The 26,709-nt window shown below is 37.0% G+C and carries 17 protein-coding genes; 4 read left to right on the top strand and 13 right to left on the bottom strand.

The features are described 5' to 3' along the window. Positions 1-61: 61 nt before the first annotated feature. Positions 62-949, bottom strand: a complete 888-nt coding sequence (locus tag MTQ00_RS14120; protein WP_273649857.1) for a fumarylacetoacetate hydrolase family protein — start codon at positions 947-949, stop codon at positions 62-64. A 36-nt stretch (positions 950-985) separates the two neighbouring features. Next, the gene (locus MTQ00_RS14115) at positions 986-2,068 is read right to left on the bottom strand and encodes a cupin domain-containing protein (RefSeq protein ID WP_273649854.1); all 1,083 of its coding nucleotides are present in this window, start codon (positions 2,066-2,068) and stop codon (positions 986-988) included. 251 nt (positions 2,069-2,319) lie between these two features. On the opposite strand from MTQ00_RS14115, the gene MTQ00_RS14110 reads away from it, so the two are divergent. The 3 genes from MTQ00_RS14110 to MTQ00_RS14100 all read left to right on the top strand — a co-directional run bounded on the left by MTQ00_RS14110 (position 2,320) and on the right by MTQ00_RS14100 (position 7,949). Beyond that, positions 2,320-2,913, top strand: a complete 594-nt coding sequence (locus tag MTQ00_RS14110; protein WP_172280977.1) for a PadR family transcriptional regulator — start codon at positions 2,320-2,322, stop codon at positions 2,911-2,913. Between the two features lie 223 nt (positions 2,914-3,136). Further along, the gene (locus MTQ00_RS14105) at positions 3,137-6,037 is read left to right on the top strand and encodes a SusC/RagA family TonB-linked outer membrane protein (RefSeq protein ID WP_273649852.1); all 2,901 of its coding nucleotides are present in this window, start codon (positions 3,137-3,139) and stop codon (positions 6,035-6,037) included. A gap of 10 nt (positions 6,038-6,047) precedes the next feature. Continuing rightward, the gene (locus tag MTQ00_RS14100; RefSeq protein ID WP_273649850.1) at positions 6,048-7,949 is read left to right on the top strand and encodes a SusD/RagB family nutrient-binding outer membrane lipoprotein; all 1,902 of its coding nucleotides are present in this window, start codon (positions 6,048-6,050) and stop codon (positions 7,947-7,949) included. A gap of 55 nt (positions 7,950-8,004) precedes the next feature. Here the strand turns inward: MTQ00_RS14100 and MTQ00_RS14095 are convergent, their stop codons facing one another. The 11 genes from MTQ00_RS14095 to MTQ00_RS14045 form a co-directional block, all read right to left on the bottom strand. Next, on the bottom strand, positions 8,005-8,520 hold the full coding sequence (locus tag MTQ00_RS14095) for a hypothetical protein (protein ID WP_228457001.1): 516 nt from the start codon (positions 8,518-8,520) through the stop codon (positions 8,005-8,007). 21 nt (positions 8,521-8,541) lie between these two features. Further along, positions 8,542-9,072 carry a hypothetical protein gene (locus MTQ00_RS14090; RefSeq protein ID WP_273649848.1) on the bottom strand — a complete coding sequence of 177 codons (531 nt, stop codon included), beginning with the start codon at positions 9,070-9,072 and terminating at the stop codon, positions 8,542-8,544. Then, a complete protein-coding gene (locus tag MTQ00_RS14085; protein WP_273649846.1) occupies positions 9,069-11,825 on the bottom strand; it encodes a COG1470 family protein in 2,757 nt (918 codons plus the stop codon). The genes MTQ00_RS14090 and MTQ00_RS14085 overlap by 4 nt, the downstream gene beginning before the upstream one ends. Continuing rightward, on the bottom strand, positions 11,818-12,618 hold the full coding sequence (locus MTQ00_RS14080; protein ID WP_273649844.1) for a WxL protein host-binding domain-containing protein: 801 nt from the start codon (positions 12,616-12,618) through the stop codon (positions 11,818-11,820). The genes MTQ00_RS14085 and MTQ00_RS14080 overlap by 8 nt, the downstream gene beginning before the upstream one ends. Positions 12,619-12,714: 96 nt before the next feature. Further along, on the bottom strand, positions 12,715-13,293 hold the full coding sequence (locus tag MTQ00_RS14075; RefSeq protein WP_273649843.1) for a hypothetical protein: 579 nt from the start codon (positions 13,291-13,293) through the stop codon (positions 12,715-12,717). Between the two features lie 280 nt (positions 13,294-13,573). Then, complete coding sequence (locus tag MTQ00_RS14070) at positions 13,574-15,922, bottom strand: phosphocholine-specific phospholipase C (protein ID WP_273649842.1); 2,349 nt, start codon at positions 15,920-15,922, stop codon at positions 13,574-13,576. A gap of 81 nt (positions 15,923-16,003) precedes the next feature. Further along, the gene (locus tag MTQ00_RS14065; protein WP_273649840.1) at positions 16,004-17,479 is read right to left on the bottom strand and encodes a SusD/RagB family nutrient-binding outer membrane lipoprotein; all 1,476 of its coding nucleotides are present in this window, start codon (positions 17,477-17,479) and stop codon (positions 16,004-16,006) included. A 20-nt stretch (positions 17,480-17,499) separates the two neighbouring features. Further along, complete coding sequence (locus MTQ00_RS14060) at positions 17,500-19,854, bottom strand: TonB-dependent receptor (protein ID WP_273649838.1); 2,355 nt, start codon at positions 19,852-19,854, stop codon at positions 17,500-17,502. 11 nt (positions 19,855-19,865) lie between these two features. Next, entirely contained in the window at positions 19,866-20,675 is an 810-nt protein-coding gene (locus MTQ00_RS14055; RefSeq protein WP_273649836.1) for a TonB-dependent receptor plug domain-containing protein, read from the bottom strand. Between the two features lie 184 nt (positions 20,676-20,859). Further along, positions 20,860-22,464: a hypothetical protein gene (locus tag MTQ00_RS14050; RefSeq protein WP_273649834.1), complete on the bottom strand. Its 1,605-nt coding sequence runs from the start codon at positions 22,462-22,464 to the stop codon at positions 20,860-20,862. 125 nt (positions 22,465-22,589) lie between these two features. Further along, entirely contained in the window at positions 22,590-23,378 is a 789-nt protein-coding gene (locus tag MTQ00_RS14045) for an SDR family oxidoreductase (RefSeq protein WP_273649832.1), read from the bottom strand. A gap of 418 nt (positions 23,379-23,796) precedes the next feature. Between MTQ00_RS14045 and MTQ00_RS14040 the strand changes: the two genes are divergently transcribed. Further along, positions 23,797-26,685, top strand: a complete 2,889-nt coding sequence (locus tag MTQ00_RS14040; RefSeq protein ID WP_273649830.1) for a SusC/RagA family TonB-linked outer membrane protein — start codon at positions 23,797-23,799, stop codon at positions 26,683-26,685. Positions 26,686-26,709: the final 24 nt, after the last annotated feature.

Here is a 26,709-nt window from a genome sequence, read left to right as displayed (position 1 = left end):
TCCTTGATCTCCTCAAGAGTTAATGTTGTATTGCTCATAATTTATGTTTTAAGAATCGTATTTATTTAATAGTATTTTGTAGCATGCCGATATTGGTAATTTCTACTTCCACTACATCTCCTCTTTGCATGAATACTTTTGGAGTCCTCCCAAATCCGACACCAGAGGGAGTGCCAGTGGCGATGATGTCTCCGGGATTCAGGGTCATGATTTCTGATATAGCTTCAATAAGGGTGGGAACATCAAAAATAAGATCACCAATAAAAGACTCCTGCATTACTTCTCCATTGAGTCGAAGGGTAATTCTGGAAGCAGCAAGATCTTCTATTTCGTCGGGGGTTACCAGCATAGGGCCTATAGGTCCATGTCCATCGAAGTTTTTTCCCTGCATCCACTGAATAGTTCTAAATTGATATTCACGTACTGTTACATCATTAAAGCATGAATACCCAGCTATATACTCCAAGGCATTCTCTTTTTTTATATTTTTCCCTTTTTTACCGATAATAACAGCCATTTCTGCTTCATAATCTAAAGAGTTAGAGAGGTCTATATACGGAACATCTTGTCTATGTCCGTTTAATGTCGTTGCCATTTTAGCAAATAATACGGGTGTGGAAGGCATTTCTCTTTTCATTTCCATAATATGGTGCTTATAATTCAGTCCCACACATACAATTTTTTCGGGAGATCCTACTATAGGAAGCCATTCAATCTGATCTTCTTTCCAAATCGCATTTTCCGGAAGTTGATTCCAGTTTGCCACAGTATATGCGATAACTTTTTCAGCATCTGATAATCCGGAACTGCTTTTTAGAGATTCTTGTATACTGGGAGGCAGGGAAAGCTTTGCCAGGCGGGCAATTTCATTAAGATCAATGATTTTTTCCTGAACAAAAGCCCCGAATTTGGGCTGTGAAGAGCCCACGGTAAACATTAATAATTTCATTGGATGTATTTTAAAATTTTAAATTGATCAGAAGAATTAGAGAGGACTTTTAAAGACTTCGCGAACGGTTTGATAACCATCGTTTTCGAGATAAGGTTCTTCTCTGTATTTATCGAGTGTCTGCATCAGCGGGGTATCATTTACGGAGAATAGGATTGCATCAGAATCCTCTGAAATGTTACAATGTTCATGATAGGCCCAGGTAGGAATCACAAAGAAATCCCCTTCCGACCAGTTAAATTGTACCCCATCTATCACTGAATAGCCATTCCCTTCAAAAACATAGTATACATTGCTGGAAACATGACGATGGGCTTTGGTATGTACTTTAGGACGGATCATTTGTATTGATGCACCAAAGGTTTTCATGACTGCCTTTCCATTGAATGAATTGACGTATTCCAGGGCGACATCATCATAAAGACTCGCTTCATCTGCTTCTTTAAGATCATTAAGTGCTTTTAGGGTGTCTTTCCATTTAAAAACTGATACCGGAGGATATTCATTATTAGAAGGTTCCCATAAAGGACGGTAATTACCATTGCCATGCTTCAGTACAGACGCATTCATTTTTTTGGTTATTTCCTGTTGATCCAAATGGTAGGATTCAAAAAAATTGGCATTGAGATAGTTGGTAAGCGGAATGTCTAAAGCGTCTAACCAGATCGCATGTTTATCATTGGTAGAGCCATGGTCGTGCCACAGCATGGGGGGATTAAGTACATAATCTCCTCTTTCCAAAAAGATTCTATTTCCTTCAACTGTACTATAAGAACCCTCGCTTCGGATAATGAATCTTGAGGCCTGTGAAATATGGCGGTGTGGAGGAGCGATCTCTTTACCATTTAACCATTGTAATGCCATCCATAAAGTTTCAGTGGCATAAGGTTTTCCATTAAGCCCTGGATTGCTTAATCCTAAAGCACGTCGGTCCCCACCTTCTTCAAGATTTACGAGCTTTCCGGAAGTTGCTGCCAGTTCATAAAGTTGATCCCATTTCCAAAGCCAGGGAATTGCAGCCGGATTAGGCCGTAGCGGTAATACATCTTGCTCGACAAGCCAAAGAGGAACTAGATTTTGTTCTTTTAGTTTGGAGTATAACGCTGCTTTTTCTTTCATAATATAGTATTTATGATATTATTTTACTTTGTTTTTGCAAAATATGGATTATTGCTTTTATGATGTAAATAATATGGTGATGTTAAATTTAGATATAAATAAATGAATATTCCAAATTAAATTTGAATAAATTTAAATATTTTGATAATGCATTCTTTTTGTATTATTATTTTTAAATAGTATTTAAAGTAATATTTTGAGGTTGATGAAAAAATAGAATTGTAATGAGTATATTTGTATAAAACATCTGTATGTCGACCAAACACATCATTATGTCTATGTTGGAAATAGCCCCTATGACAGGTTACGAAATTGCTCAAAATTTGAGTACTTCAGTAGTTCCGTTTTGGAGTGCTACAGCTAGCCAGATTTATAATGCTCTTAAAAGTATGAAAGAGAGCAACCTGGTAGAAACTGAAAATAGTATCAGGGGAGAAAAAATGAATGTGGAGCAGTATACCCTTACCGACACCGGTCGAAAAGAGCTTGATGATTGGATTCAGGATGATATTCAATATATCCCCATTCGGGAGCCTTTTTTACTTTGGTCTTCTTACATGGAAAAGTGTACTTTAGAACAGGCACTTTCTGTGATAGATAAACATATTGAAAAATTTGAAAAAAGAGCACGCCAGCTTGAAGAAGCTACCTATAAAATACAAACCAATGAGTACAAGCTGATGAAAATGAGATCGGAATCTACTCCAAAAGAGAAGTTTAAAAAAATTCAGATGGCGCGTGCTTTTGCTTATGGTGAAATTGCTGCCAAGGCAAGGTTTGAGGTTGAACAGGCAAAACGAATCCGACAATTTGCCTATTCTTTTTTTTCAGAAAATGATTTGTAAAAGCCTGTTAGGTAAATATTCTGATTTTCCTAATTGTTATAATGCAACAGAAACACGATATTCCGGTTAAAATATAGTGGAATATTTCACTTTGTCGTCATTTTTTGATTTGAATATAAATGTGTTAGATTCAAATTTATACATTAATTCCTCTTTTTAGATTTTGCTACTTTGTTAAATAGTATTAAAATATTATGTTTGTGTCACATCACATTAATATAATATGAATAAAACACTATTTAGGATTGGTCTACTACAATCTGCATTCTTTTGTTTCAATGGGCTTTATGCACAATCTACAGATTCAATTAAAACTTCAAAAATTGATGAAGTAGTTGTTACTGCATATGGTGTGAAAAAAGAGAAGAAATCTCTGGGATATTCTTTCCAGGATGTTAAAGGACAGGCTTTAGTAGACGCTAAGGAAAACAATGTCACCAATGCACTAACAGGTAAGGTGGCGGGACTTCAGGTTGTAAAGGGCGGATTTGGACCAGCTTCATCTTCCAGAATCAATATCAGGGGATTCAATTCCTTTGAAGGAGATAGCCAGCCTTTAATTGTCGTGGATGGTATTCCCATTAATAATTCAGCCGGAGTAAAAGGCAGGAGCCAGGACGGGGCAAAGAATAATGATTTATGGAACCCAGATACTGATATGGGAAATGGTTTAAGTGATATTAACCCTGACGATATCGAAACTATTTCTGTTCTTAAAGGAGGAGCTGCGTCGGCATTATATGGTGCAAGAGCTGGAAACGGGGTTATTCTCATCACAACGAAATCCGGCAAAAAGAAAGGAGGAGTTGGCATCACGTACTCCACAAGTTTAGGTTTTGAAAAGATATTTATGAAACCCGACTTGCAAAGTAACTTTGCTCAGGGAAGCAACGGACTTCCAAATCTGCCAAGTAATCTTGATAATACAAACAGTTGGGGACCCCAGATCGATGGAACAGATATGAAAGTCTATGATAACCTTAAAGGTTTTTTCAGGACAGGTACGAGTGTCCAACATACAATAAGTTTTCAGGAAAACCTGGGCGAGGGAACAAACTTATATACTTCCGGAAATTATTTATACGACAATAGTCAGGTTCCCAACTCGAAGTATGAAAGATGGAATTTTATGGCTAAAATGAATTCTAATTTCGGGGCGCAAAAGAAATGGACAACTGATGTGAAAATCCAGTATATAAGTACCAAGGCAAATAATCGTCCTAACGGAGGTTTGGATAATAATACTTATGGTAGTGTCTTATTAATGCCGAGAAATATTGATATAAGAGATTACAAAGAAGGAATGACCGAGAATAACGTTACGCAGAGATGGATAACAAATAACGGAGTTAATCCTTATTGGGCTTCTTACAATAGGTTGAATGAAGATAAAAAAGACCGCTTCTTGCTAAGTGGCTATCTTAAATATCAATTCAATGACTGGCTGAGTGCGGATGTTCGCTTAGGAACGGACTTTTATTCTTTGGATGCCAATGCGAAAACATGGACGGGATCCAGGCTGAATAATTCTTATAATACAAGCCAGGAAAAGTTTTATGAGAATAATTATATAACGAGTTTGAATGCCAAAAAGGACAATATTATTGGAAAATGGGGTGGTTCCTTATCGATATATGGACAAATGATGGAAACAAGGACAAATGCGATCTATCTTTCAGCTCCCAATCTGACTTCTCCCAACTTTTTTAATATCAATAATTCTGTAGGTAATCCTGACATACGGGAAGTTATTTTAAATAAAAAAATCAACTCAGCTTTTGCAGCAGCAGAAATAAATTATGATGGATATTGGTTTATTAATGCTACAGCAAGGAATGATTGGTCATCAACGCTTACGGTAGAAAACCGGTCTTATTTTTATCCTTCAATAAGTACTTCATTGGTTATTACCGATATGCTTGCAAAAATAAACGGGACCAAGCTCAAATTTTTATCTTTTGCTAAAGTAAGAGCTTCTTATGCTGTAACTGGAAACTCGTTGGAAGCTTATGAACTCTACAATACTTTTGAAGTTAAAAAAGATCCTAACGGCAACGTAACAGCAGATCGGAAAAAGATTTTATATGATCCGAACTTAAGGAATGAAAAACTTAAAACATTTGAAGTTGGTCTGGATCTGCGATTATTTAACCGGATTTCACTGGATGTCAGTTATTACAATACCAAAGCAACTGATCAGCTGATCAACCTGCCAATGAATCCTCTTTCAGGGTATGAGAAAAAAAAGATCAATGCAGGAGGCCTGCAGAATCAGGGGATTGAAGTAGTATTCAATACGGATATTGTTAAAAAACAGGATTTTACATGGAATACGAATATCAACTTTTCCCAAATGACAAGCAGAATTGATAAGATCGATGGAGAGGTTACTAAATATTCGCTTGGCGGATTTGATGATGTAAGTATATTCGCAGAGGTTGGAAGAAGATATGGTGCTATATACGGCTCCAAATTTAAGAGGGTTGAAGATACAAGCAGTCCTTATTTTGGTAAACTGATCGTAGATGGAAATGGTGCGCCTCAAAAGGAAACCGGTCTTTTCTATTTGGGAAATCAGTCTCCTAAAGCATTATTTGGTTTTACCAATAGTTTTGTTTACAAAAATTTTGGTCTTTCCTTTCAGATTGACGGGCGTATCGGTGGAGAATTTTTCTCAGGAACCCAATTAGCATTGCAAAAATCAGGTTTAGCGAAAGATACTGCACCTGGCGGAAAACGCGATAATTTTGTAGTGGACGGAGTCGTTGCCGGAAATAATGGAGGCTTTACAGCCAACACTAAAGAGATTACACAGCAGAATTACTGGGAAGCGGTTACCACAGGGAATTTAGGTATTACAGAACAGAATATTTATGATGCAACGAACATACGACTAAGAAATATTCAGGTTTCTTATAACTTTCCAAAGACAATGTTTGAAAAGTTTGTGATAAAAAGCGCTAAAGTGGCATTCACAGCAAATAATGTTTGGATGATCTATAGTAAGGCAAAGGGAATTGACCCCGAATCAGTGTTCGCTATAAGTTCAAATGCGGTAGGTTTTGAAAACCTTGCCTTTCCGACCATGAGATCATATTTATTTACCATAACCTTAGGATTTTAATACAATACCCATGAAAAAATATATAATTACACTTCTCGTATTAATTTTTGTAGCATTTTCAGGATGTAAAGATTTTGAAGAAATTAATACAGATCCGTTATCTGCCAATATTGATCAGGTGCAGCCTGAATATTTTTTAAACAGTTCAATCTTAGGAGCACAGCAAGATCCCAATATTGCAGAAAGAGTTTTTGTGTTATACTGGAAAACAGCAGCAAGGCAGCATCTCAGTACGGGTATAGCCGGCGGTACGGATAATGATGCGTGGAGTGTGGAATATTGGAAGTATATCTCACAATGGCTGAATAATGCCAATGCTACGATTCAAATTGCCAATGAAAAGAAAGCTAAGGGTCAGGGGCTGCCTCATTATGACAATTTGATTCAGGTTGCCCGTATATGGAGAGCCTATCTAATGAGTGAGTTTTCGGATAATTTCGGACCTCAGCCGATCCAGGCATTTCAGGCAGTTAATCCTGATTTTAATTCTGAAAAAGAAGTATATTACTATATCCTGGAGGAATTAAAAGATGCTGTGGGCAAAATCGATCTTAATCAGCCGGTGCCTGCGGACAATATCTCAAAATATGATCTTGCCTATAAATTAAAATGGAATTTATGGGTTAAATATGCCAATTCGCTTCGCATGAGAATAGCAATGAGAATTTCTGAAGTAGATCCGGCTAAGGCAAAATCAGAATTTGAGGCGGCTGTGGCAACTAATAATTTTATAAGCGTAAGTAGCGAAAATTTTAGTGTCGCAGAAAAACCGGGATGGGATGCTCTTACCGGTGTGATGTCGCGTGAATGGAATTCACAGTTATTATCTGCTACTCTTAACAATCTATATGTTGGATTAGGAGGTATAAATTCTGCAGATCAACTTAGTGCTGATAAGCATAGTGCAATACGGGACGAAGATTATATTGGAATAAGATATGATGAGCAGTTTACAAAACTTACTAATGATCCATCCGCAGGATATTGGCTGGATGGAATTCCGAACAAAATGGATCCTAGGGCATACAAAACATTTTACATTCCCGGTGATTTCAACAATCCTATTTATTCTCTTTATCCTACTTATACCAACGATGCGAAAACCAATTATGGAGAACTGAAATTTTCAGATAATACGACCATTACTGTAAATGCTGTTAATACCTGGAATGCATTTACTATTGGAAACTGGGCCGAAAAAGGACAAAGGAATGGATTACGAGGATTAATTGGCCGTGCACCGGCGTTGGGTAAGCAATACAGGGAAAGCGCTAATTCCAGGATATTTTTTGCGAGCTGGGAATCTTATTTCCTGATTGCAGAAGCTGCTTTGAAAGGATGGTCAACTCCAATGAGCGATGAAGCCGCCTATAACAAAGGGATCCAGGATAGCTTTACTTATAATGGGGTTTCTCAATTTTACGGACAGTATATTGCTTCTACCGATTATAACCGTGACGGAACTTCTGTTGCATACAGTCATATTTCGGAACCTGGAGCAACACACACAATGAAGTACAAAGATCCGGCGACCAATAATTTGGTCTCAGTCTCTGTTAACTATCCTGTTAATACGATATACAAAAATGGAGCATTTAAAAATGATAAATTAACTAAAATCATTACGCAAAAGTATTTGGCTAACATGCCGTGGCTTCCGCTTGAATCATGGAATGACCACCGAAGGCTGGGATTGCCGTTTTTTGAAAATCCGGCTGTGGAAACTCCCTTAGTTAACTTACCAGCTATTACAACAGGTAATTATATGACCAATTCAATTAAGAATTTTCCTCAGAGACTAAGGTATCCAAGCAGCTTCCGTAATTCGGATCCCGATGGCTATCAGAAAGCTGTACAGCTTTTAGGAGCAGAAGATGCTATACTCACTCCGCTATGGTGGGCAAAACACTAATAAAAATAATTCTTTTTATCCCTGTTCAGACCTTGAGCAGGGATTTTTATTTGAATTATATCGGTCCTATTGTAAAAACTATCCTTGCGTTATAAGTTGCAGCCGGAATTGTTACAGATACTCCTGTTAATTCCAATTGAAGAGGAATATTGCTATATGAGGCAAGAGCTAATACAGCAGTAATTCTGAATAATTCAAGATCAGCTTGGGTAATAGCCTGGTAAGTTGTACCTCCGGTGATGGAGCATAATACGCAAACTGTGGTTCCGTTACCTGTTCTCCTTATATTTAAAACCAGAGAATTATTCCATGTGGGATCCGGTATATAGCGTACCGTTACCTTAGCCGTACCAAGTAATAAAGGGACACTTGCAGCCAGAAGAATTTGATTGGTTGCACTTTCATACGTTCCGGCATAATTTGTTCCTGCTTCAGTGATAGGAGGGATGCTTACGGTCCAGTTGCTGCCACCTACCGTTAAAGATTGTGCATGAGCAGAGCCCGTCAATATGATTAATAAAAAAACACACAGACTACTTATAGCGTGTTTTCCTTTCTTTAAAAAATTCATATTGTATTCCATTTCTTTTTTTTATTCGGTGATGGTATAGGTAATGACTACCGGAGTATTGGTACTCGTTATGTTTCCATAAGTACTGGGAACTAAGCTAATGCTTAGTCTGTGTCCATTGTTAGCTCCGTTTCCGGTAAATGCACCTCCTATGCCTGTAATGATATTAACTGCTGTTGTGGTTAAGGTTACCTGTGCAGCTGGAGTACCCAATGTGCCTCCACCCGAGCCGGATGCAGCAGCAGCTTGTAATCTTATATTGATTCCGGGAATTACCTGGTTAACAGATGCTGTGACTCTCCTTGTGAGGCCACCAGCAGCGATGGCCGAAGTATAGTTGATCCATTTTGTTGTATTTACTGCTGGATTTACCAAAGGCAGGCCTGCTTCAGTAGGGGCTACAAAACTTAATGTGATATTTCCTGCAGGTTCGATATCCAATAATGTTACAATAGGTAATGTCGCAGCAACTGAGATCTGGGAAAAAGCTTTGCCAGATATTGAAATTATTGAAATAAATATCACATAAAATAAGGCTGATAGTGATCTCATTTTTGTTTTTTTATGGTATTATATCCTACTTTTATGCTTTCTTTTTGATACTTAATTTCGGTTTGCTGCTTTACGACATCAATAACAAGGGATTTTGTTTCAGAAGGATGTAAGGTAAAATGAAAGGCATCCATTGATATTTTGTATCGTTTGTCAAGGCCATTTCTATACAACTTAATGTCCCAATCTCCAGGGCGTAAATAGGTGAAATCGAAATTTTCTCCTATATAAGCTATTTTACGATAGGTCTGGTCTCCATTGGAAGCTTCAATAATGATGCTTTCTTTTCTTTTTTTCTCTTTCTTAAGCTGGAACTGAGCAAAACTGAGCTGATTGGGATCCGTAGTTTCCTTAAATTGAATAACTCCCTGAATAGCGGCAGCAGTGGTTAAACCAAAATTAAATATATTCTCTTTATTTGTTAACAATACGGTAGCAGGAAGGCTGATATCCGGAATATCATTAATGTCAGTGGTTGAACGGTCGATTTCTAAAATATAGTCTCCCGGATTTATATTTTTAAAAATGAAATTTCCGTTTTTATCTGTAATGGATAAATGATTTCCCATAGTAAGTCTTATGCCCTCCACTTTTTTAACTCCCAGATTTCCGATATTTCCAGATAGCGTTGTGTACTCTGCAGTTTTTTGTACCGGCATATTCAGACGCCAGGTGTATCGTAATGAAAAAATAAAATCTTTGTTTCCTAATTGTCCTCTCTGCAAAGCATATCTACCTGATACATCAAATTCATGGCCCGGAAAAATCTGCTGATGAAATAAGACCTCAAAAAGGTTGCGGTCATTAAAATACTCTTCAGGGATATAGTTATTCTGATAGAAAATACTAAGATTTGTTTTCGGTGAGAATCTACTTATAACACGGGCACCATAGTATATCTGTTCCTGGTCTTGTAACTGATACCGGGAAGTTATTGCGTAACTTCCAAATACATTGAAGGAGGTTTTCAGCTTTTCAAAAGCCAGATTTACGGTATAAAAGCTGGAATTTCCAGTAAATCCACTCAGGTAATTATCTGTCTTTCCAAATTGCCCCTGAAGATTAACCTGAAAAATACCAATCTGCTGATCAATACTTACCCTTACGAATCTTTCATAATAGTCAAACTGTCTCGGTTCAAGACGATCTTTATATTTCTGATATCCGTTGTATAGCATGATAGAACCATTTTTGAGATACCTGTAGCTTATTCCGTATTGAAAATAATTTCTGTAAGGAGCTGCCAGAAACAACGTATCTCTTTGAAAATTTCGGGCATCCTGAACATAATTGGCGAATGCATTGAGCCTGGAGGAGATATTATACTGGATGTTACCGTTAAATGTGCTTGTATTGCTGAAATATCCTGCAAAGTCAGGACTTGATTTCATATACATCAGATTTCCGTTGATTTTCGTGTAGCTGGCAAGAAGCTGAACCATGTAGGCATTTCCTTCCATTCGATCTGTTTTGCTATAGGATACTTCACCGGAAACATCAAGATTTTTATTCAGTTTGAATTTTCCGGTAGCGTAGGGAAGATGAGCATCAGAATCCAATCTGAGACCACTGAAACTTAAACTTGTTTCACCGGGTCTTGGAATCTTGTACAAATAACCTGCTGTAATTTCAGATTCTTTATTAAGCCTGAATGTAGAATATACATTGAATTCATCTTTGATATCCCGGAAAAATCTAGGGTGATTGTAAAAACCTCCGATACTGACCTTTTTGAAATTATAACGAATTTCAGCTCCCCGGCCATATCGTGCATACTCGGTAAGATAAGAGGAAGAATAGGTCTTGTCTCCCAGATGAACGAAAAATTCATCCCGTCTGTAGTTAATAAAATATTCCTCATATTGGGTGAAGGAATTGAATTCAACCGGGTTGGAAGTTACAGCGTGAAATTCCAATGTCCCTTTATTTTCTTTATCCAGCGTTCCTTTACCATACAATTCACCCTGGAAGCCATCGTGGTATTCTCCTCTGTTTTTCATTCCAATAAAAGCCATCGAGGCGGAAACCGGTAAACGATGGTATATATCATCTTCATCAGGTTTAACAGAAATAATTTTCGTACTGCTGTAAGCCGTTTGGGTTTCTGCCGGATGATCCACTGAATACACGGACAGATTAAGATTTTGATATTCATTTTTACCCAGATCCGGATTTGTGACCTTACTGATGTTGATTACTTTTGCTTCGCCTGGAGGTAAAAGGAGAGTTGCATCGTGATTTACCACGGCATTTTTACTTTCCAGGATCAGTTTTTCAGTAACATTTCCACTGTTTTTAAGTAGAAAAGAGGAGGTGATGGTTTCACCTGCTTTTACGAATTCCGGAGAATTGATTGCCGTTACTGAAAGCTTTCTGACCGGGAGAACATTTATTTCTGCCGTTTTAATAAATTGATCGGTTTTATCACTTCCCAAACCTCGTAATGTTATGGTATATTTTCCCTGCGGTGTTTCTGTGGCTATACGCAATGGAACCAGATATAGGTAAGTTTCGTCGCCTGCAATTGAAACTTGATTCTTCTTTAAAATGGGAATAATGTATTGATTTGAAGTTTCAATGACAATATCATAAACCTTATTCTGAGAAGTCGTATTTTCCAGGGAAAAAGAAATAGAAGAAGCCGTTCCCGGTAGTATACTATCTTTTTTATTGACAATTTCTCTGGATTGTTTTTGTGAAAAAATAAGTACTGGGAATAGTATGAAAAGATATAAGGCCCAATTTCTAGTCATTTTTTACTTCTAGTTCCACATTGATAGCAAATGCGTTTTCATCTTCATCTGTTGCAATGATGACTGCAGTATATTTATCGGGAGGCATTTTACTGATATCAATAGGAAAGGATTTGGAGGTTTGCGGTAATAGTCCCATTGCCTGTGATGAAAATGTTCCTATTTTCTCACCATTCTTTCGGTTGTATATCTCAACGGAAGCCGTTGATCTGCAATAGATTGCTCCCTGGTTGGCGATGGCAATTTTTAATATTTGTCTGCCCTCTTCTTTTTCAACTTTAATATTTTCAAACTTTAGATCTGGTTTTACCTTTTCGGAATCAAAATCAGTTATGATCTGGATGGCATACCTTACAACAGAAGTAATATTAATTCCCTGCTTACTATCACTCGGTTTTATTTCATCTACAGGTTCAACGATGACAACACTCCAGTAACTACCGGGAGAATTTAATTGATTAGGAACGGTAATTTCATAAAAGACCTCTGTTTTTTCCTTAGCCTTTAAAGTAAGAAAGGTTGTATTAAGCCTTATCCAATCCGTATTGGTCCTTTCATTCGTATGCGGAGTTGTATAGTAGATAGAACCATTTGACTGGTAACTGAAGTCCTGTAAAAATATTTTCACATTTTGAGGTTTGTCACCGGTGTTTTGCAAGGCTATTTTTCCTTTGTAAATCTGTCCGTTTTCTACCTTGTAATTATGCGAAAGCCCATTAAGCACAACGATACCGGCATGCAAAAATAGGTAAGGTAAGATCAGGAAAGTAAGAAGAAAGATTCGCTTTGTCATTCTTATTAAAAATTTTAAGTTGAAGATCATGCAATAGATGAACAAGAAGAAACTGACAAAGCGATTTCTTCTTATTCAAATATGTATTTTCAGATATTAATTGTCCGAAATAGTATAAGTTACAGTAGCAACAGTTGTCGCTGTAGCTTGTAGATCAGCGTAAGCTGCAACTCCGCCAGGTCCACTGCCTGCTGCAAGGGCATACGTAAGATTATGGCCGTTATTAGCTCCATTTCCGGTATAAGCACTTCCGATCCCAGAGATAATTGTCTGGTCTGCTGCACTTAATGTAATCAGAGCTGATGGCGTTCCTAATGTTCCCGCACCAGCACCTGTTGCCGCTGCTGCGGTAACTTGAATGTCTATCCCGGGAACTAAAGCATTTAATCGAACGGTAACATTACGGGATGGATCTGCAACTGATTTTATTGAAGAGTAGTTAAGCCAAAGTGTTGTATTGGCAGGGCTTGCAACAATAGGTTGTCCAGCTTCTGTAGGAGCTGTAAATCCTAAAGTAATATTTTTGGTAGCCGCAGGTTCAATATCAACAAGCGCAACTTCCGGAACGGAAATCGTAATGGTGTGATTGTCGGTGTTGGTATCTTGTGCGTTTACATGGGCTGAAATGGCCAACGCAACTAAAGATAATGATAATGGAAGTGTGAATTTTTTCATGGTAGTTAGTTATTATTAATTTTCAAGTGAAGTTAATAAAATAAAGAGAAAGTATAAAAGATTTTATCTTTTTTATGACTCCTTACCTCCTCATTTCTAATGCGAAACATAATGAATTTTTATCACAAAATAGAGAACTATTTGATTGTTGTTATTAATAATAATGCCTAATTTTTTTATATCCGATTAAAAAATAATTCAATATTTGAGAAAATGAAAAAGAAAAAAGTCTCACAATGCTGTAAGACTTTTATATATTTTTTTGAAATTTCAATTGAAATTATGCCCAATGTGGATCAGAAATAGAAACTTTTCCTGTCTCTACTCTTCCTGAAAAGTGCCAGATGTGACCGGATGAACTTATTTTTACGTCATACCAGCCTTTGTTCTTTTTCAGGTTAAGGGTTATTTTTTCTTCATCTTTACTAAGCGCAATTTTTTTACGGGTCTTTTCATACAGATCTTCTATATCCATCATGATATTTCCATTTTTCTTCTTTTTAAATATCAATTGAGCTTCATTATTTTTCGTATCATTAAGCATTTGTATCTCTACTTCCGGTTTCTGCATCCCTTTAAATTTCCTGAAGAAACCATTGGGTCCAAAAACTTCATAATCATAATTATCCAGATAAACAGTGTGTGACAATGTTTGTTTTGAGTATAAAGCATAGGAAAAATAATAATTACCATGATCATCTAGCTTTGTTCTGTCGTAGATTAATAATGGAACTCCTGTCTCCTTTAGGTTCTCCATTTTAATACTGTTATCTGTGAGATTAACATGGTAATTGTAAGGGAGTGCATTGGATGGCTTTATCCCTCTCTCCTGAATTTCCAGTAATGCATGAGATAGCTCATGTTCAGAATGCCATTTCAGATCAGGAACAGGCTTATTCTTGGCTGCATTAATGGTTTTGGTATATTCTTTTTGATTCAGATAATCCATTTTTGGGACCGTCACATTTGAATCATTAAAAGCAGAAGTCAAATCTCCACAAATGGCTCGTCTCCAGTCACTGATATTGTCTATGGTGACATCTTTACTGAATTTTTTCCTGATGAATTTCTCAAGAAACTGTAATACAGAAGTATGATCGGAAACCTCAGAATTTACAAAACCTCCTTTTGTCCATGGGGAAGCAATGATCATCGGAACCCTGTAACCAAGTCCAACTGTTCCTTCAATACGTTCATAATCTCTCAATTGAGATGATAACATATATTCCTGATCTTTATTAACATATTCTACTCCTTCTTTTCCATTCATGTCTACCGGCTGACTTGGATTTAGTGGCGGAGAAAAGGGTAAAACATGATCAAAATATCCGTCATTTTCATCATAATTGATTATAAAAATGGTTTTTTTCCAGGTTTCAGGATCCTTCGTCAAGATATTTAGAACTTCAGAAATATACCATGCCCCATACCAAGGTGATCCCGGATGGTCCGAAAAGTGTTCCGGAGCAACCAGCCATGAAACCAAAGGAAGCTTTTTCTCTTCAACGTCCTTACGGAACTGAAATAATACATCTCCTTTAGGAACTACTAGTTTTTCTCCATGTTCATCATTTCCTGTTTCCAGATTCCAGAAATCAGGGTCTCCTGAATTATTGGTAAATGCTTTTTCATGAAGGTTTTTTTCCCTTTGGGATAGTTTTGCATAGTTATCAGGATGGTACTTTACCTGATCTTCCTTCAGTTCAGCTATAAGTCTCTCCAATCTTTCTTTCTGATTAGGATTCTTCTCGATTTCCTTCTGCAGGTAGCTGATCATATGGGGAATATGCTTATAATATCCTTTAGAGAATTTTACGTTGAATGCCGAAAACCATTCGATGGGATTGTCTGTAAAATTGCTCAGCCAGGCTTCCTGTTCGCCGGACATTCCTTTTGGAAGACTGATTTCATTCTGATATATTTTCCATGAAACATTTTGTTCTTCCAGTATTTCCGGAAAGCTTTTCCATCTTGCCTGTCGGTTGCTGTCATAATCAATATTTTCATTATAAACATTTGCTTTTACTTTGCCGTTTTGTTGCTCTCTTAAAGTACCTGACCAATGAAAAAGCCTGTTCGGTGTTGTGCCGGTAAGCGATGAGCAGAAATATTGATCGAATACGGTAAATGCATCTGCAAGCTGGTAATAGAAGGGAAGATCCTCACGATTATAATACCCCAATGTCAGGGGTATATTCTTGTAATCTTTATTTCCAGAAGCCTTAAACTGTAACCATTGATCATATTTTCCTTTGTTAAAAGCTTTCTGCTGGTCGGACCAGGAGTGAGGTAATGAGCTCATCCATGTGGATTTCGTATTTCTTAAGTCTAAACGTGCCGGAGCAGCGTACTTTCCGTCATTTCCTTTCTGGAAAAAAACAGAATGTCCGTCTTGTTTTACAAATGCTTTTTTATCAAGGAATCCTCTTACCCCTTTCAATGATCCAAAGGCGTGATCAAATGAGCGGTTTTCCTGCATCAGAATAACCACATGTTCGGCGTCATAAAATGTAGACAAGGCAGCGGGTTCTATTGTGAGCGCTTTTAAAATAGAAGGGTGCAAAACACTTGAAGTTCCTAGACCTGCCAGTAACAAACCTGATTTCTGTAAAAATTCTTTTCTGTTCATGCTGAAATAAAATAAGAAAGAAACCGCAAGATAAAAGTATTTCTCGCGATTTCTTTCAAGTAAATTAAAAATGTTAGAGTTTTATTGTAACCACCAAGGTTTGGAATTGATATTATCTGTTCCTCCATATTGATTTGCTAATGCGGCTTTCAGGTTTACACTGTTGTAGTTATACTCACTTTGAGGATATCGGAATCGTAAAGGTGCAGCAACCCCAGTTTGTAAAGGATAATTGGGATAGCCGGTTCTCAGATAATCATAATAAGATGTCCATTGTGACTGGTGGAACATCGTCATGTACTTCTGGGTCATAATTCTTTCCAGTTGGCTGGATAACGATGCGGAATTATCATATGCCACTAAGGGAGTAGCTAAATAATTATTCACATTAAATCCTGAAAAATAAAGATTTGGATTTTTTACATATGTCTGATAAAAACTGAAACTTGCTTTAATCCCATTGTCATAATGTGTTTTTGCAGATCCTGAAATCCACCCTCTTGCAGTGGCCTCTGCCAGAATAAATTCCAGCTCGGAATAACTCAATACCGAAGAAGGTTCATTCGTCGGATCTTTGTAGAAACGATCATTGATTTTGGAGATATTTTTTGCAGCCACTAATGCAGCGTTATCAGAATATGGGGAAACAGGATTTCCTCCATTATATCCCGTAAAATCAGTAATAGGTTTTCCTGCCTCTTTTGCTGCAGTAGTTTGGGCAGCAAATGTGAATAGTCTTGGATCCTGTCTGTTTTTAAAGAAATTAATAAAATAATCGGCCATATACAAACTTGAACCGTAACCACTGTTATTAAACATTGTGTATCTGCTGTCAGCGGCATCTGCAAATTTAAGCTCTCCATTATCCGTAATAGAAGACATCAAAGGCTGGCTTCCTGCAATAGAGGCAAATTCTGTGGCAATATTATAATTCCCTACAGTAGTTTTTTTAGAAAGGGTAATTAAAATCTTAAGACGAAAAGAGTTAATCAGTTTTTTCCACTTCGTTGCATCTCCCTGATAAATAATATCACCTTCTATCTTATCGTTGCTGTTAATAAGGTCATTGGCCTCTTTTAATTCTGTTAATATTCCGGACATTACGGCTTCCTGGCTATCATATTTAGGCTGGGTAATTCCCGACTCTCCTTTTACTGCTTCAGAATAAGGGATGCTTCCGGACTTTAAACTTAAGTTGAAAAAATAATAAGCCCTGAAAAATTTACCGATCGCGATATAATTTTTATTATTGATTCTCTCAGCCTCCTGCATCATTTTAACCGTATTAAGAAGACCATTAGAATAGACCTCAAAAGATGAGTCGTTCCATTTCATGTATTGATAAACATTTTCTCCGTCTATTCCGATCATCATCCTTGAAGCATACATATTATCACCATTTACCTGGAAAGCAGACTGTGAAACGTAAGTTAAAAGAGATTTAGGATCAATAGTAGCCTGATCATTTGGATTTTCATTGATTTTATCAAGGTTGCTTTCGCATGATGTAAGGGCGAATGCTCCTATAACAATTAATGATTTTATAATATTTTTCATTTTGACGAAATGTTATTTAATTAAAATTTAAGGTTGAATCCAACTCCAAACCATCTGCTCGATGGATCCTGGATATCATTTCCTGATCCGATTTTTGATTGATCCTTGTTGTCGTTACCAACTCCTATTTTGAAATCAGGGTCAGAATATAAATTTTTAGATTTTTTCCACATCGCAAGATTATATCCTGAGATGTTGACAGTGAAATTCTTTACAAATCCTTTGGGGTTAAGCAAATAGGAGAAGTCATATTCTAAAATTACAGATCTCAGTTTTACAAAAGTTCGATCGAATACATTGGCGAATTCTTCACTTTCATCCTGTGTCACCCTTGCCTGATAAGGATAGTTTTGTGCCCAGTCCTGAAAACTGATAGGTTTTGTGTGCGGAGTATAAGTGCCGGTAGCCGCATTATAATTGACACCGTCAGGAACAAAATAATAAGTTCCCGGATTTGCATATTCCTGGTCTCTGTAGGCTACAGAATTCGGATGTTTTCCTCCCCACCACATTTTCTCAACCACCTGAGATCTCATTACTCCGCCTATACTTCCGTCAATACCGATATTTAAACTTAGTTTTTTGTATTTGAACGTGTTATTAAAGCCGAACGTCCAATCCGGATTAAAATGTCCTAAATTCGTAGGGGTGGTTGCTTTAGTTGGCATTCCTGTTTCTGCATTTAAAATCACTTTTCCTTCCGGTGATTTCTGCCATGTATAATCATAGTAGCTATCCATCCTTTCTCCTAATTGAATATTTCTGTAATTAGACATATTGTCATAGATGGAAGTCAGTTTTTGTTCATAAGTACTCCAGTTGATCAAAGATTTCCATGTGAAATCTTTTGTCCTGATAGGAACCAACCCTAAAGAGATTTCAAGCCCCTTGGTAGTATATTCATTTCCATTTACATACTGAGATTTAAAACCTGAGGATTCTGCACTTGGAAACTGAAGGATATTATTGTAATCCAAAGTCCTGAAATACGTAGCGTCTAATGTTATTCTGTTTTTAAATAATCCTGCGCTAAAACCAAGTTCATAAGATTTAGTCTGTTCAGGCTTTAGTGAGTTTTCATAATTTAAAGTTGTAGGATAATAATTGGTTGGATTACCATTAAAAGTAATTCCATTGTTATTCATATAATAATTTCTGATCGAGTAGGGCTGGAAATCGTAAGCCACTTTCGCCCAGGAAGCAGATAATTTCAGAAGGTTAATGGCTTCAGGCATTTTTACAAGATTCGAAATCACAGCGCTTAATGATGCAGAAGGATAAAAATAAGACCTGTTCGCTTTTGGTAATGTAGAAGACCAGTCATTACGTCCGGAAACGTTGATGAAAAAAGCATTATACAATCCAATATCTACAGTTGCATATGTACTGTAAATCAATTTTTCTTTGAGGTAATCATAATACTTTATAGCTCCGATGGAATTTGATAATTCGTATAGTTCAGGAATCTTCAAACCGTCTGTTGAGGCATTATCTACATTATTTTTATAATAGAATGTGGATGCCCCGGCATTGATGGCAAAATCGAAATTTTCAGAGATCTTTTTCTTATAAGTTGCTAAAACATCAGAGTTAAGGTTCCAGGTTTTGGTGTCGTTCAGAATGTATCCGCCACTTCGTGGAGCACTGTAATTGAAATATGAATAAGGACTTAATATTTCCTGTTTATTGTGGTTTTCAACAATAGATATCTTACCTTTAATTGAGAAATCTTCCGTTGCCTTATACTCTAAACCTGTCTGTGCGTTAATAACATTGGTCCTGTTTCTGTTCTTGTAATAGTTAGCTCCAAACCACGGGTTATTATACCATGCGTAATTCCAGTTGGCTTGTAAAGTCCCTTCCTTTCCGGGCACCCACATGTGGTTTTTCAGATCCCTTCCGTCTACGTCACCTCCCATCCAGATAAGAATAGTGTACATATGGCCACTTGGGTTATAATCGTAATTGGGAATGTTTGGGGTAAAAGTCTGGGTGAAATTAAATTTTGTATCAAAGATTAATTTGTCCGTCAGGTGGTTTTCTGAAGAGAAGTTGATCCCATAACGCTGTAAATAAGCTTCGGGAATTCTGTCGTCATAGTTCATGAAGTTCCCGGAAAGCCTGTAAATATCTTTATTATTTTTATAGCTTACGGAAAAGCTGTTGTTGTTTATGACAGCTGGCTTTAGAAATGTTTTTAAATTATCATGATATTCCCAATCAATAGGAACCCTTTCATATCTTGATTTATCATTGTACTGACTTCCTGCAACGGTTCCATACCACGGAATGACCTGCCCTGTAACTTTGTCCCTGATCGGACTGTTCCATTGCGCTATTTTTAGTCCGGGAACAAATTTCGGACCCCAGATCATGTCTCCGTCATTTACTCCTCCGTCTGCTCCATCCCAGAATTCATACTTTCCGTGAGAACCATTTCCATATTGAGTCTGGGTCTTCGGAAGATTGGTAAACCGGAAGTAATCATTGTGTTTTGAGAAAACTCTACTGTAAATCCTTTCTTTTTAGCGCTTTTGGTAGTGATAAGAACGGCTCCGTATCTACCTCTGGAACCATATAATGCAGAAGCTGTTGCCCCTTTTAATACATTAATATTATCAATGTTGTTAGGATCCAGATTCTGAAAGACTTCCTTTTCAACAATAACCCCATCTATGACAAATACCAGATTGGAATTTCCTCTTAATGTAAATTGAGGTGCCTGCTGCATTCCCGTAGGATTGGAAACATTCAATCCTGCAACCTGGCCGGAGAATAAATTTCCGATACTCGGAGTGGTGATGGACTCAAATTGTTTTGTCCCCACTTCCTGTGTGGAATAGCCGATTTTTTCTTTCTTTTTGGCAATCCCTAAGGCAGTGATCACAACGCCTTCGATTTGTTTTTCATTTACTTTTTTTAGAACAATGGAATATTGTCTTCTCGAAGAAACTTCTATAGTGTAGGATGAGTAATCAGGTGAGAAAAACTCCAGAATATCTTTTGGATTTGCTGAAATGGTGAAATTTCCATTTTCATCTGTAATAGCTGTTTTCCCAGTGTTTTTATCGGTGATGTTAACACCGGAGACTGTATTGCCGTTTTCGGATTTTACATTTCCGGAAATGTTGACTTCTTGAGCAGTTAGGTATAGGGGAAGCAAAAAAATTGCAAAAGTAGCTAAAGTCTTCTTCATTTTTTTGAGGACAAATTTAGCGCTGCATTGTTACCTATATCTTAATGATATATTAAGATAAAAATATCATTTGGTGATCTGTATCAAGAAAAGTTAATATAATTATAAAACAGAAAAGCCAGATATATCACTTTTTTACTTTACTATAAATGGTTGTTTTTTTAAGTAATAAAGGCATTTTTCATTAGAATCTGCTTAAGATCCCCCAGTGAATTTTAATGTCGTTAAACTTGAATGGATTTCCGAACTCATTACCGTTTGAAATCTGGAAGCTCATGAGCCCTATCGGAATAAAGAAATTAAATCCTAATCCAACACTATATAGCTTGGGTTTTACATTTAAGGATTTGTTGTTAAGCTGCCCATATTGTCCAAAGAAATCAAAAAAAGCCTGGCTTCCGATCAGATAGCGGTATTCTAACCCGGCATAATAGTAAAAATCAGCGGCAAGGGATTTTTCATTAAACCCGCGCATGGAATTCCATCCTCCAAAACGATACAATTCGTTGGCTGAAAATTCTATTTTTGAATCCATCATGGCGCCCTCTGCCTTTATGTTGAGGAAGTGATTGCCTGAAATGTGATAATTATGTTCCCCGAAAAAATAGAACTGATTTTGGTTGGCTTTAATATTATCTTTAGTATATGTTGTCGTAAGGAAATCGTAACCGGCGTTTATTTTTGTTTTGTAGAGGAAAAGATCGATGTCAGTAGGCTCTGTCATATCAAGCCATACTCCGATCCCCTTTTTGTTGTAATCTTTTCCCTGAACATATAAAGTGTCGATAATACTTGATGTTTCAAAAGTTCCTCTGAGACCTACTTTATACCTGTTGTTGATGTGATAGTATAATGCAGGCAGTAATTTTACATTCGCAAATGTTGAATCCTGCCGGAAGATATTGACCTTCATATTGAGGCCGACATTCGATTTAAATAGATACGGAATATCTGTTTGTAAGTCAAAAGTTTGTCCTTTGTCAGGATTTCGCTGCCAATATAAATTGATCGTTTCAAAACCATTGAACATATTCCTGAAGTTCACATTCAATGTTCCGTTCAATGTGAACTTGTTCGTTTTATCATTCCCGAAACCAATAACCCCATCAAACGTATTGGTCTTTTTCTTTTCCATGAACAAGTAGATCTGGGTGGAATCTTTTGTAAAGAGCGTTTGAGGAGGACGTTCCAGTGAAACAAACGGATGACTCTGAAAATTTTTATTAATGGCAATCAGATTTTTATCATCATAGGTTTTTCCTTTAAAATCTTTTTCAAGGTTTTTGATAAATCGCTTAGGAACTCTTTCATATCCTTTTACAACAAAACCATCGATCGTTCTTTTATCATTCTTGTTGATTTCAAGTTCAACCATTGGATAGCCGTTCTTCTGGCCTTTGTATTTGGACTTGATCCGGCTGAATGAATACCCGTCATCAACGTACCTTTTATTAATGCTCTTTTTCGTTGAATCTAAATTTTTAGTAAAAAAATCTTTTTTGATCTTCAGTTTACCTACAATTGAATCTGAGATACTGACATATGTTTCATTGAAGTTTTTTCCTTTATCATAAATGATCTCCGTACTATCCCCTTTTACTTTCACCTCCTTAAGCTGGGTGAAAAAATAGTTGTTCTGAGCCAGAGAGTCAAGGAATTTTACTGCCGAAGCGGAATCTTTTACTTTTTTTGTTTGTTTGGTTTGGGTATCTGTAAGCCAATAGACTTTTTTTTGCGCTTGAACAAAAACGCAAAACAATACAAAAAATATTTTCAGAAATAACTTCAATACTCCATTTATTTAAACCATTCAGAAATCCGGTGAAGTGAAAATTGCCGCTCAATCACAATTTTGCAAATTATAGATTTAACGATTTTGTTATTTTTCCTTTCCTCACTCAATACTAACCGGAATTAATCCAGTTTATTGTATTTTTTCATTAAATTTTCATAAGTTCCCTGTGGAAGAATCCATTTCAAAGGAACTCCTATTTTCTGACCGAATTTTCCAAAATAATAATGGGCTTTCCACTTATTTTTTGTCAGAAGGTTTTCAATATATTCTGCGACTTCTGATGGTTCTGTTCCGTCACCGACATGAGAATTCATCAATGCGTAAACTTTATCGAAGACACTTTTATAAGGTTCGGAAACTTTAGTTCTCACCCTGTTTTCTGCAATATTGGTTTTGATGTCACCTAAATGGAGAGAGCATACATCGATGTTCCAGGGATATACCTCATAACGCATTGCCTCAGTAACCTTATCCAAAGCCGATTTCGAAGCTGAGTAAAATCCTCTGAATGGCAGTCCCATTTCACTTCCGATACTCGATATATTAATGATTTTTCCGAATTTATGTTTACGCATTACAGGCATTACTGCACTCATCATCTGAACAGAGCCTACCAGGTTAAGGTTGAACAGCTTCAGGATATCTTCTTTCGAAGAATCTTCTACAGCTCCTACCATTCCCATCCCGGCATTATTGATCAGCACATCAATTCTTGTTTCTGTTTTTAAGATTTCAGTTATGGCATTGCCCACTGCTGTGTTATCTGTAATATCGGTAGGAATAGACTTGAAATATTGACTTTCAGTATGTTTTCTGCTCAATCCATATACATGATGTCCTTTCTTTCCCAGATATTCTGCTAAAACGAAACCAATTCCTGATGAAGTTCCGGTGATGATAATGGTCATTTCTTTTTATTGCTTTTAGAATTGTTGTTATTCATATTTTCCGGCTACTGATTATTGACAAGTTTTTTATATTCCTCATCAGACAGCACCGGACTCATATTTTCAGCAAATGTAAAAAAAAGAATAATGAACTCTGTAACTTATTCTTCCTGAAAATACAGACTAAAGATAAATACCAATAGGTGGATAGATTGATACACACTTTTGTTACAGGGATAAAATTTAAAATAAACTTAACCTTAATGATGTAGGGAATACGTAATTAATGTTTATTTTATCAATATTTATTTGATATGTAGTGTTTTATGTGCGGATTTTAACCGATTGAAAAACTATTTCTTAATAGAAATATAAAAAAATGTTAATAACCCTAAGGAGTATGCTGTTCTAATTTTGCATCCGAAATCAAAAGCATTAAATGACTGTACTGAAAACTCCTGTCTCGGTGGCCTATTTAACAGGCCGCGGACTACTAATCGGCGCACTGTGTATGTCTCCGGTGTTGCTATCTCAGAAAAAAGACAGCTTAAAAGAAAAATCAATCGATGAGGTCGTCGTCGTAGGATACGGAACACAGAAAAAGAGTAAAGTATCCGGTGCTGTTTCCGAAGCTTCATTAGATAAGCTCACTTCAAGATCACTATCCGGCATCGGTGAGGTCCTTCAGGGAAAAGCTCCGGGAGTAACCGTTGTTAACGAGGGTGGAGATCCAAACGGCTCCCCGAAGGTAAATATCCGTGGTTTAGGAGGAATCAACGGTGAAACCCCACTTTATGTGGTGGATGGTGTGGTGTTTAACGGAACTCCGGCTATTAACCCTAATGACATTCAGGATATATCTGTACTTAAAGATGCTTCTGCAGCTATTTACGGAGCAAGATCTTCCGGAGGAGTAATTCTTATAACCACAAAAAGGGGGAAGAAAGGATTGCTGACCGTAGATTTTGATGTGAAGTATGGTGTTAATAAAGCGTGGAGGTTGAAAGAATCATTAAATGCTGCTGAATTTCAGGATGTGATGCGTCAGGCCTTTGAGAATGCAGGTAAACTAAGCAGTTTACCTTTGGCATTTAATGCGGATAAATATCCGGATGGAAGAGTAACAAGGACCGACTGGATGAAAGAAATTTTTCGTACGGGAACGATCCAGGAATATAATCTTAACGTAAGTGGGGGAAGTGAAAAATCCCGTTTTTTTGTTGGGATGAACCATAGGAATCTGGAAGGAATATTATTGAATACCCAGGCAAAACGATATAATTTCAGAGTTAATTCTGAGCATAAGATCAAGGATTGGTTAACCATCGGAGAAAATATGTATTATAATTACTCAGATGGAAATACCGCGGATACCAAAAGTGGATATACAGGGGCATTGGTAGCCGCGATGTATTATCCGCCAAATGTTCCTGTATATACTCCGACGGGAGCCTTTTCAGGATTACCAATTGATGTGGCTGGAGGTTACGGAGATATGATCAATCCAGTAGCCTATCTGCAAAGAATCAGCATAAGAAATCCTACCCATGAAATTCTCATCAATCCTTATGCTGAGGTTACTTTAGCTAAAGATCTTAAGTTCCGGTCGAATTTTTCTCAGACATTTAAAATAGGGACCATTAAGAATTTTACGTACAGAGTTTTGGAAGTAGGAAAGATTTTCGATACCAACAATCTTGAGTATCAGTCCAACAACTCTTCGACAGCCCTTGCAGAACAGCTTCTTACGTATAAAATAGCTCTTGACAAGCATAATTTTGATTTTCTGGGTGGTTTTACATTTCAGAAAACAATTGATGAAGGTTTCCTGGCGAAAGCCTATGATTTCCGAAGCGAAGTAGAAGTTTTTCAACACCTTCAGAATGCTGCGGATACCAATAAAGATGTTTCCAGTTATAAATACCAGCAATCCCTGATATCCTATCTTGCCAGGATCAATTATGACTATGCCGGTAAATATGTGATCAGTGTATTGGGAAGAAGGGATGGATCATCCTTAGTTGCGAAGCAAAACCGATTTGCCAATTATTATGCTCTTTCAGGAGCCTGGGTAATGTCCAGGGAAAATTTTCTACAAGACATTTCCTGGCTCTCAAGCTTAAAATTAAGAGGCAGCTACGGGATACTGGGAAATCTAGGAGGGATTTCACCTCAGGCTGTTAATCCTTTAATGATCAGGGATAATAATGTGATTTTCGGGCAGGACCCTTCTCAAAACATTGCATATTATGCTACTACCAGACCCAATCCGAATTTGAAGTGGGGAAAATCGGAACAGACGAATTTTGGATTGGATGCTTCTTTCCTTAAAAACAGCCTTTCTTTACAGTTTGATTATTTTATCAAAAATTCCAAAGACCAGATATTCAATGTAAGTTTACCAAGTACCGCTACCTATAATAACCAATATGTAAATGCTGGTTTATTTCAGGATAAAGGCTATGAGTTGGGAATTAACTATAACAGCAGAAGTACAGGAGACTTTTCCTATTCAATAGGAGCAACATTTAGTCAACTAAAAAATACGGTGAAGCAGCTGGCAGATGTTAATGAGATTTTTATTAACAGCAATGGAGTGCGTGGAGTACTGAAACCCACCCGTATAAGGGTAGGAGAGTCTTTGTATTCCTACTACGGATACAAAACCGGAGGCATTTTCCAAACACAGGAAGAGATCAATAATTATAAGGATGCGAACGGAAATCTCATCCAGCCCAATGCTAAGCCGGGAGACATCAAGTTCCTGAAAAAAGAAGGAAATACAGGAGTGCTGAATAATGATGATTTTGTAAATCTCGGAAATCCCTATCCCAAGTTTTCGTACGGACTTTCCTATAATATGACCTGGAAAAATTTTGATCTCAATGTATTTTTTCAGGGAGTGTACGGGAATAAAATTTTCAACGGACTGAAGTTTATTTCATTAAATCCTGGAGGAACAGGACAGAACTACAATATGGACAGGGAAATTCTTAACGCATGGACACCACAAAATACAAATACCGATATACCTAGACTCGTTCAGGGAGATCCAAGCGGGAATTACTCTAAAGTATCGGATTTCTACGTAGAAAATGGGTCCTACTTAAGACTGAAAAACCTTACCATCGGTTATTCCTTGCCTAAAGAATTGTATGGAAAGCTTGATGTCACAAAGCTGAGAATTTATATAACAACAAATAATTTGTTTACCATCACCAAATATACAGGCTTTGATCCGGAAGTGGGAATGGATACTTATGGAGTGGATACCGGAAGATATCCTCAGGCTCGCTCATTTATTTTCGGGGTGGAAATAGGATTGTAATTTTTTAACACTAAAAAAAGAAAA

It is taken from the genome of Chryseobacterium sp. B21-037 (assembly GCF_028570785.1).
GTDB classification, from domain to species: domain Bacteria; phylum Bacteroidota; class Bacteroidia; order Flavobacteriales; family Weeksellaceae; genus Chryseobacterium; species Chryseobacterium proteolyticum.
This window is presented reverse-complemented; position numbering and strand designations above follow the sequence as displayed.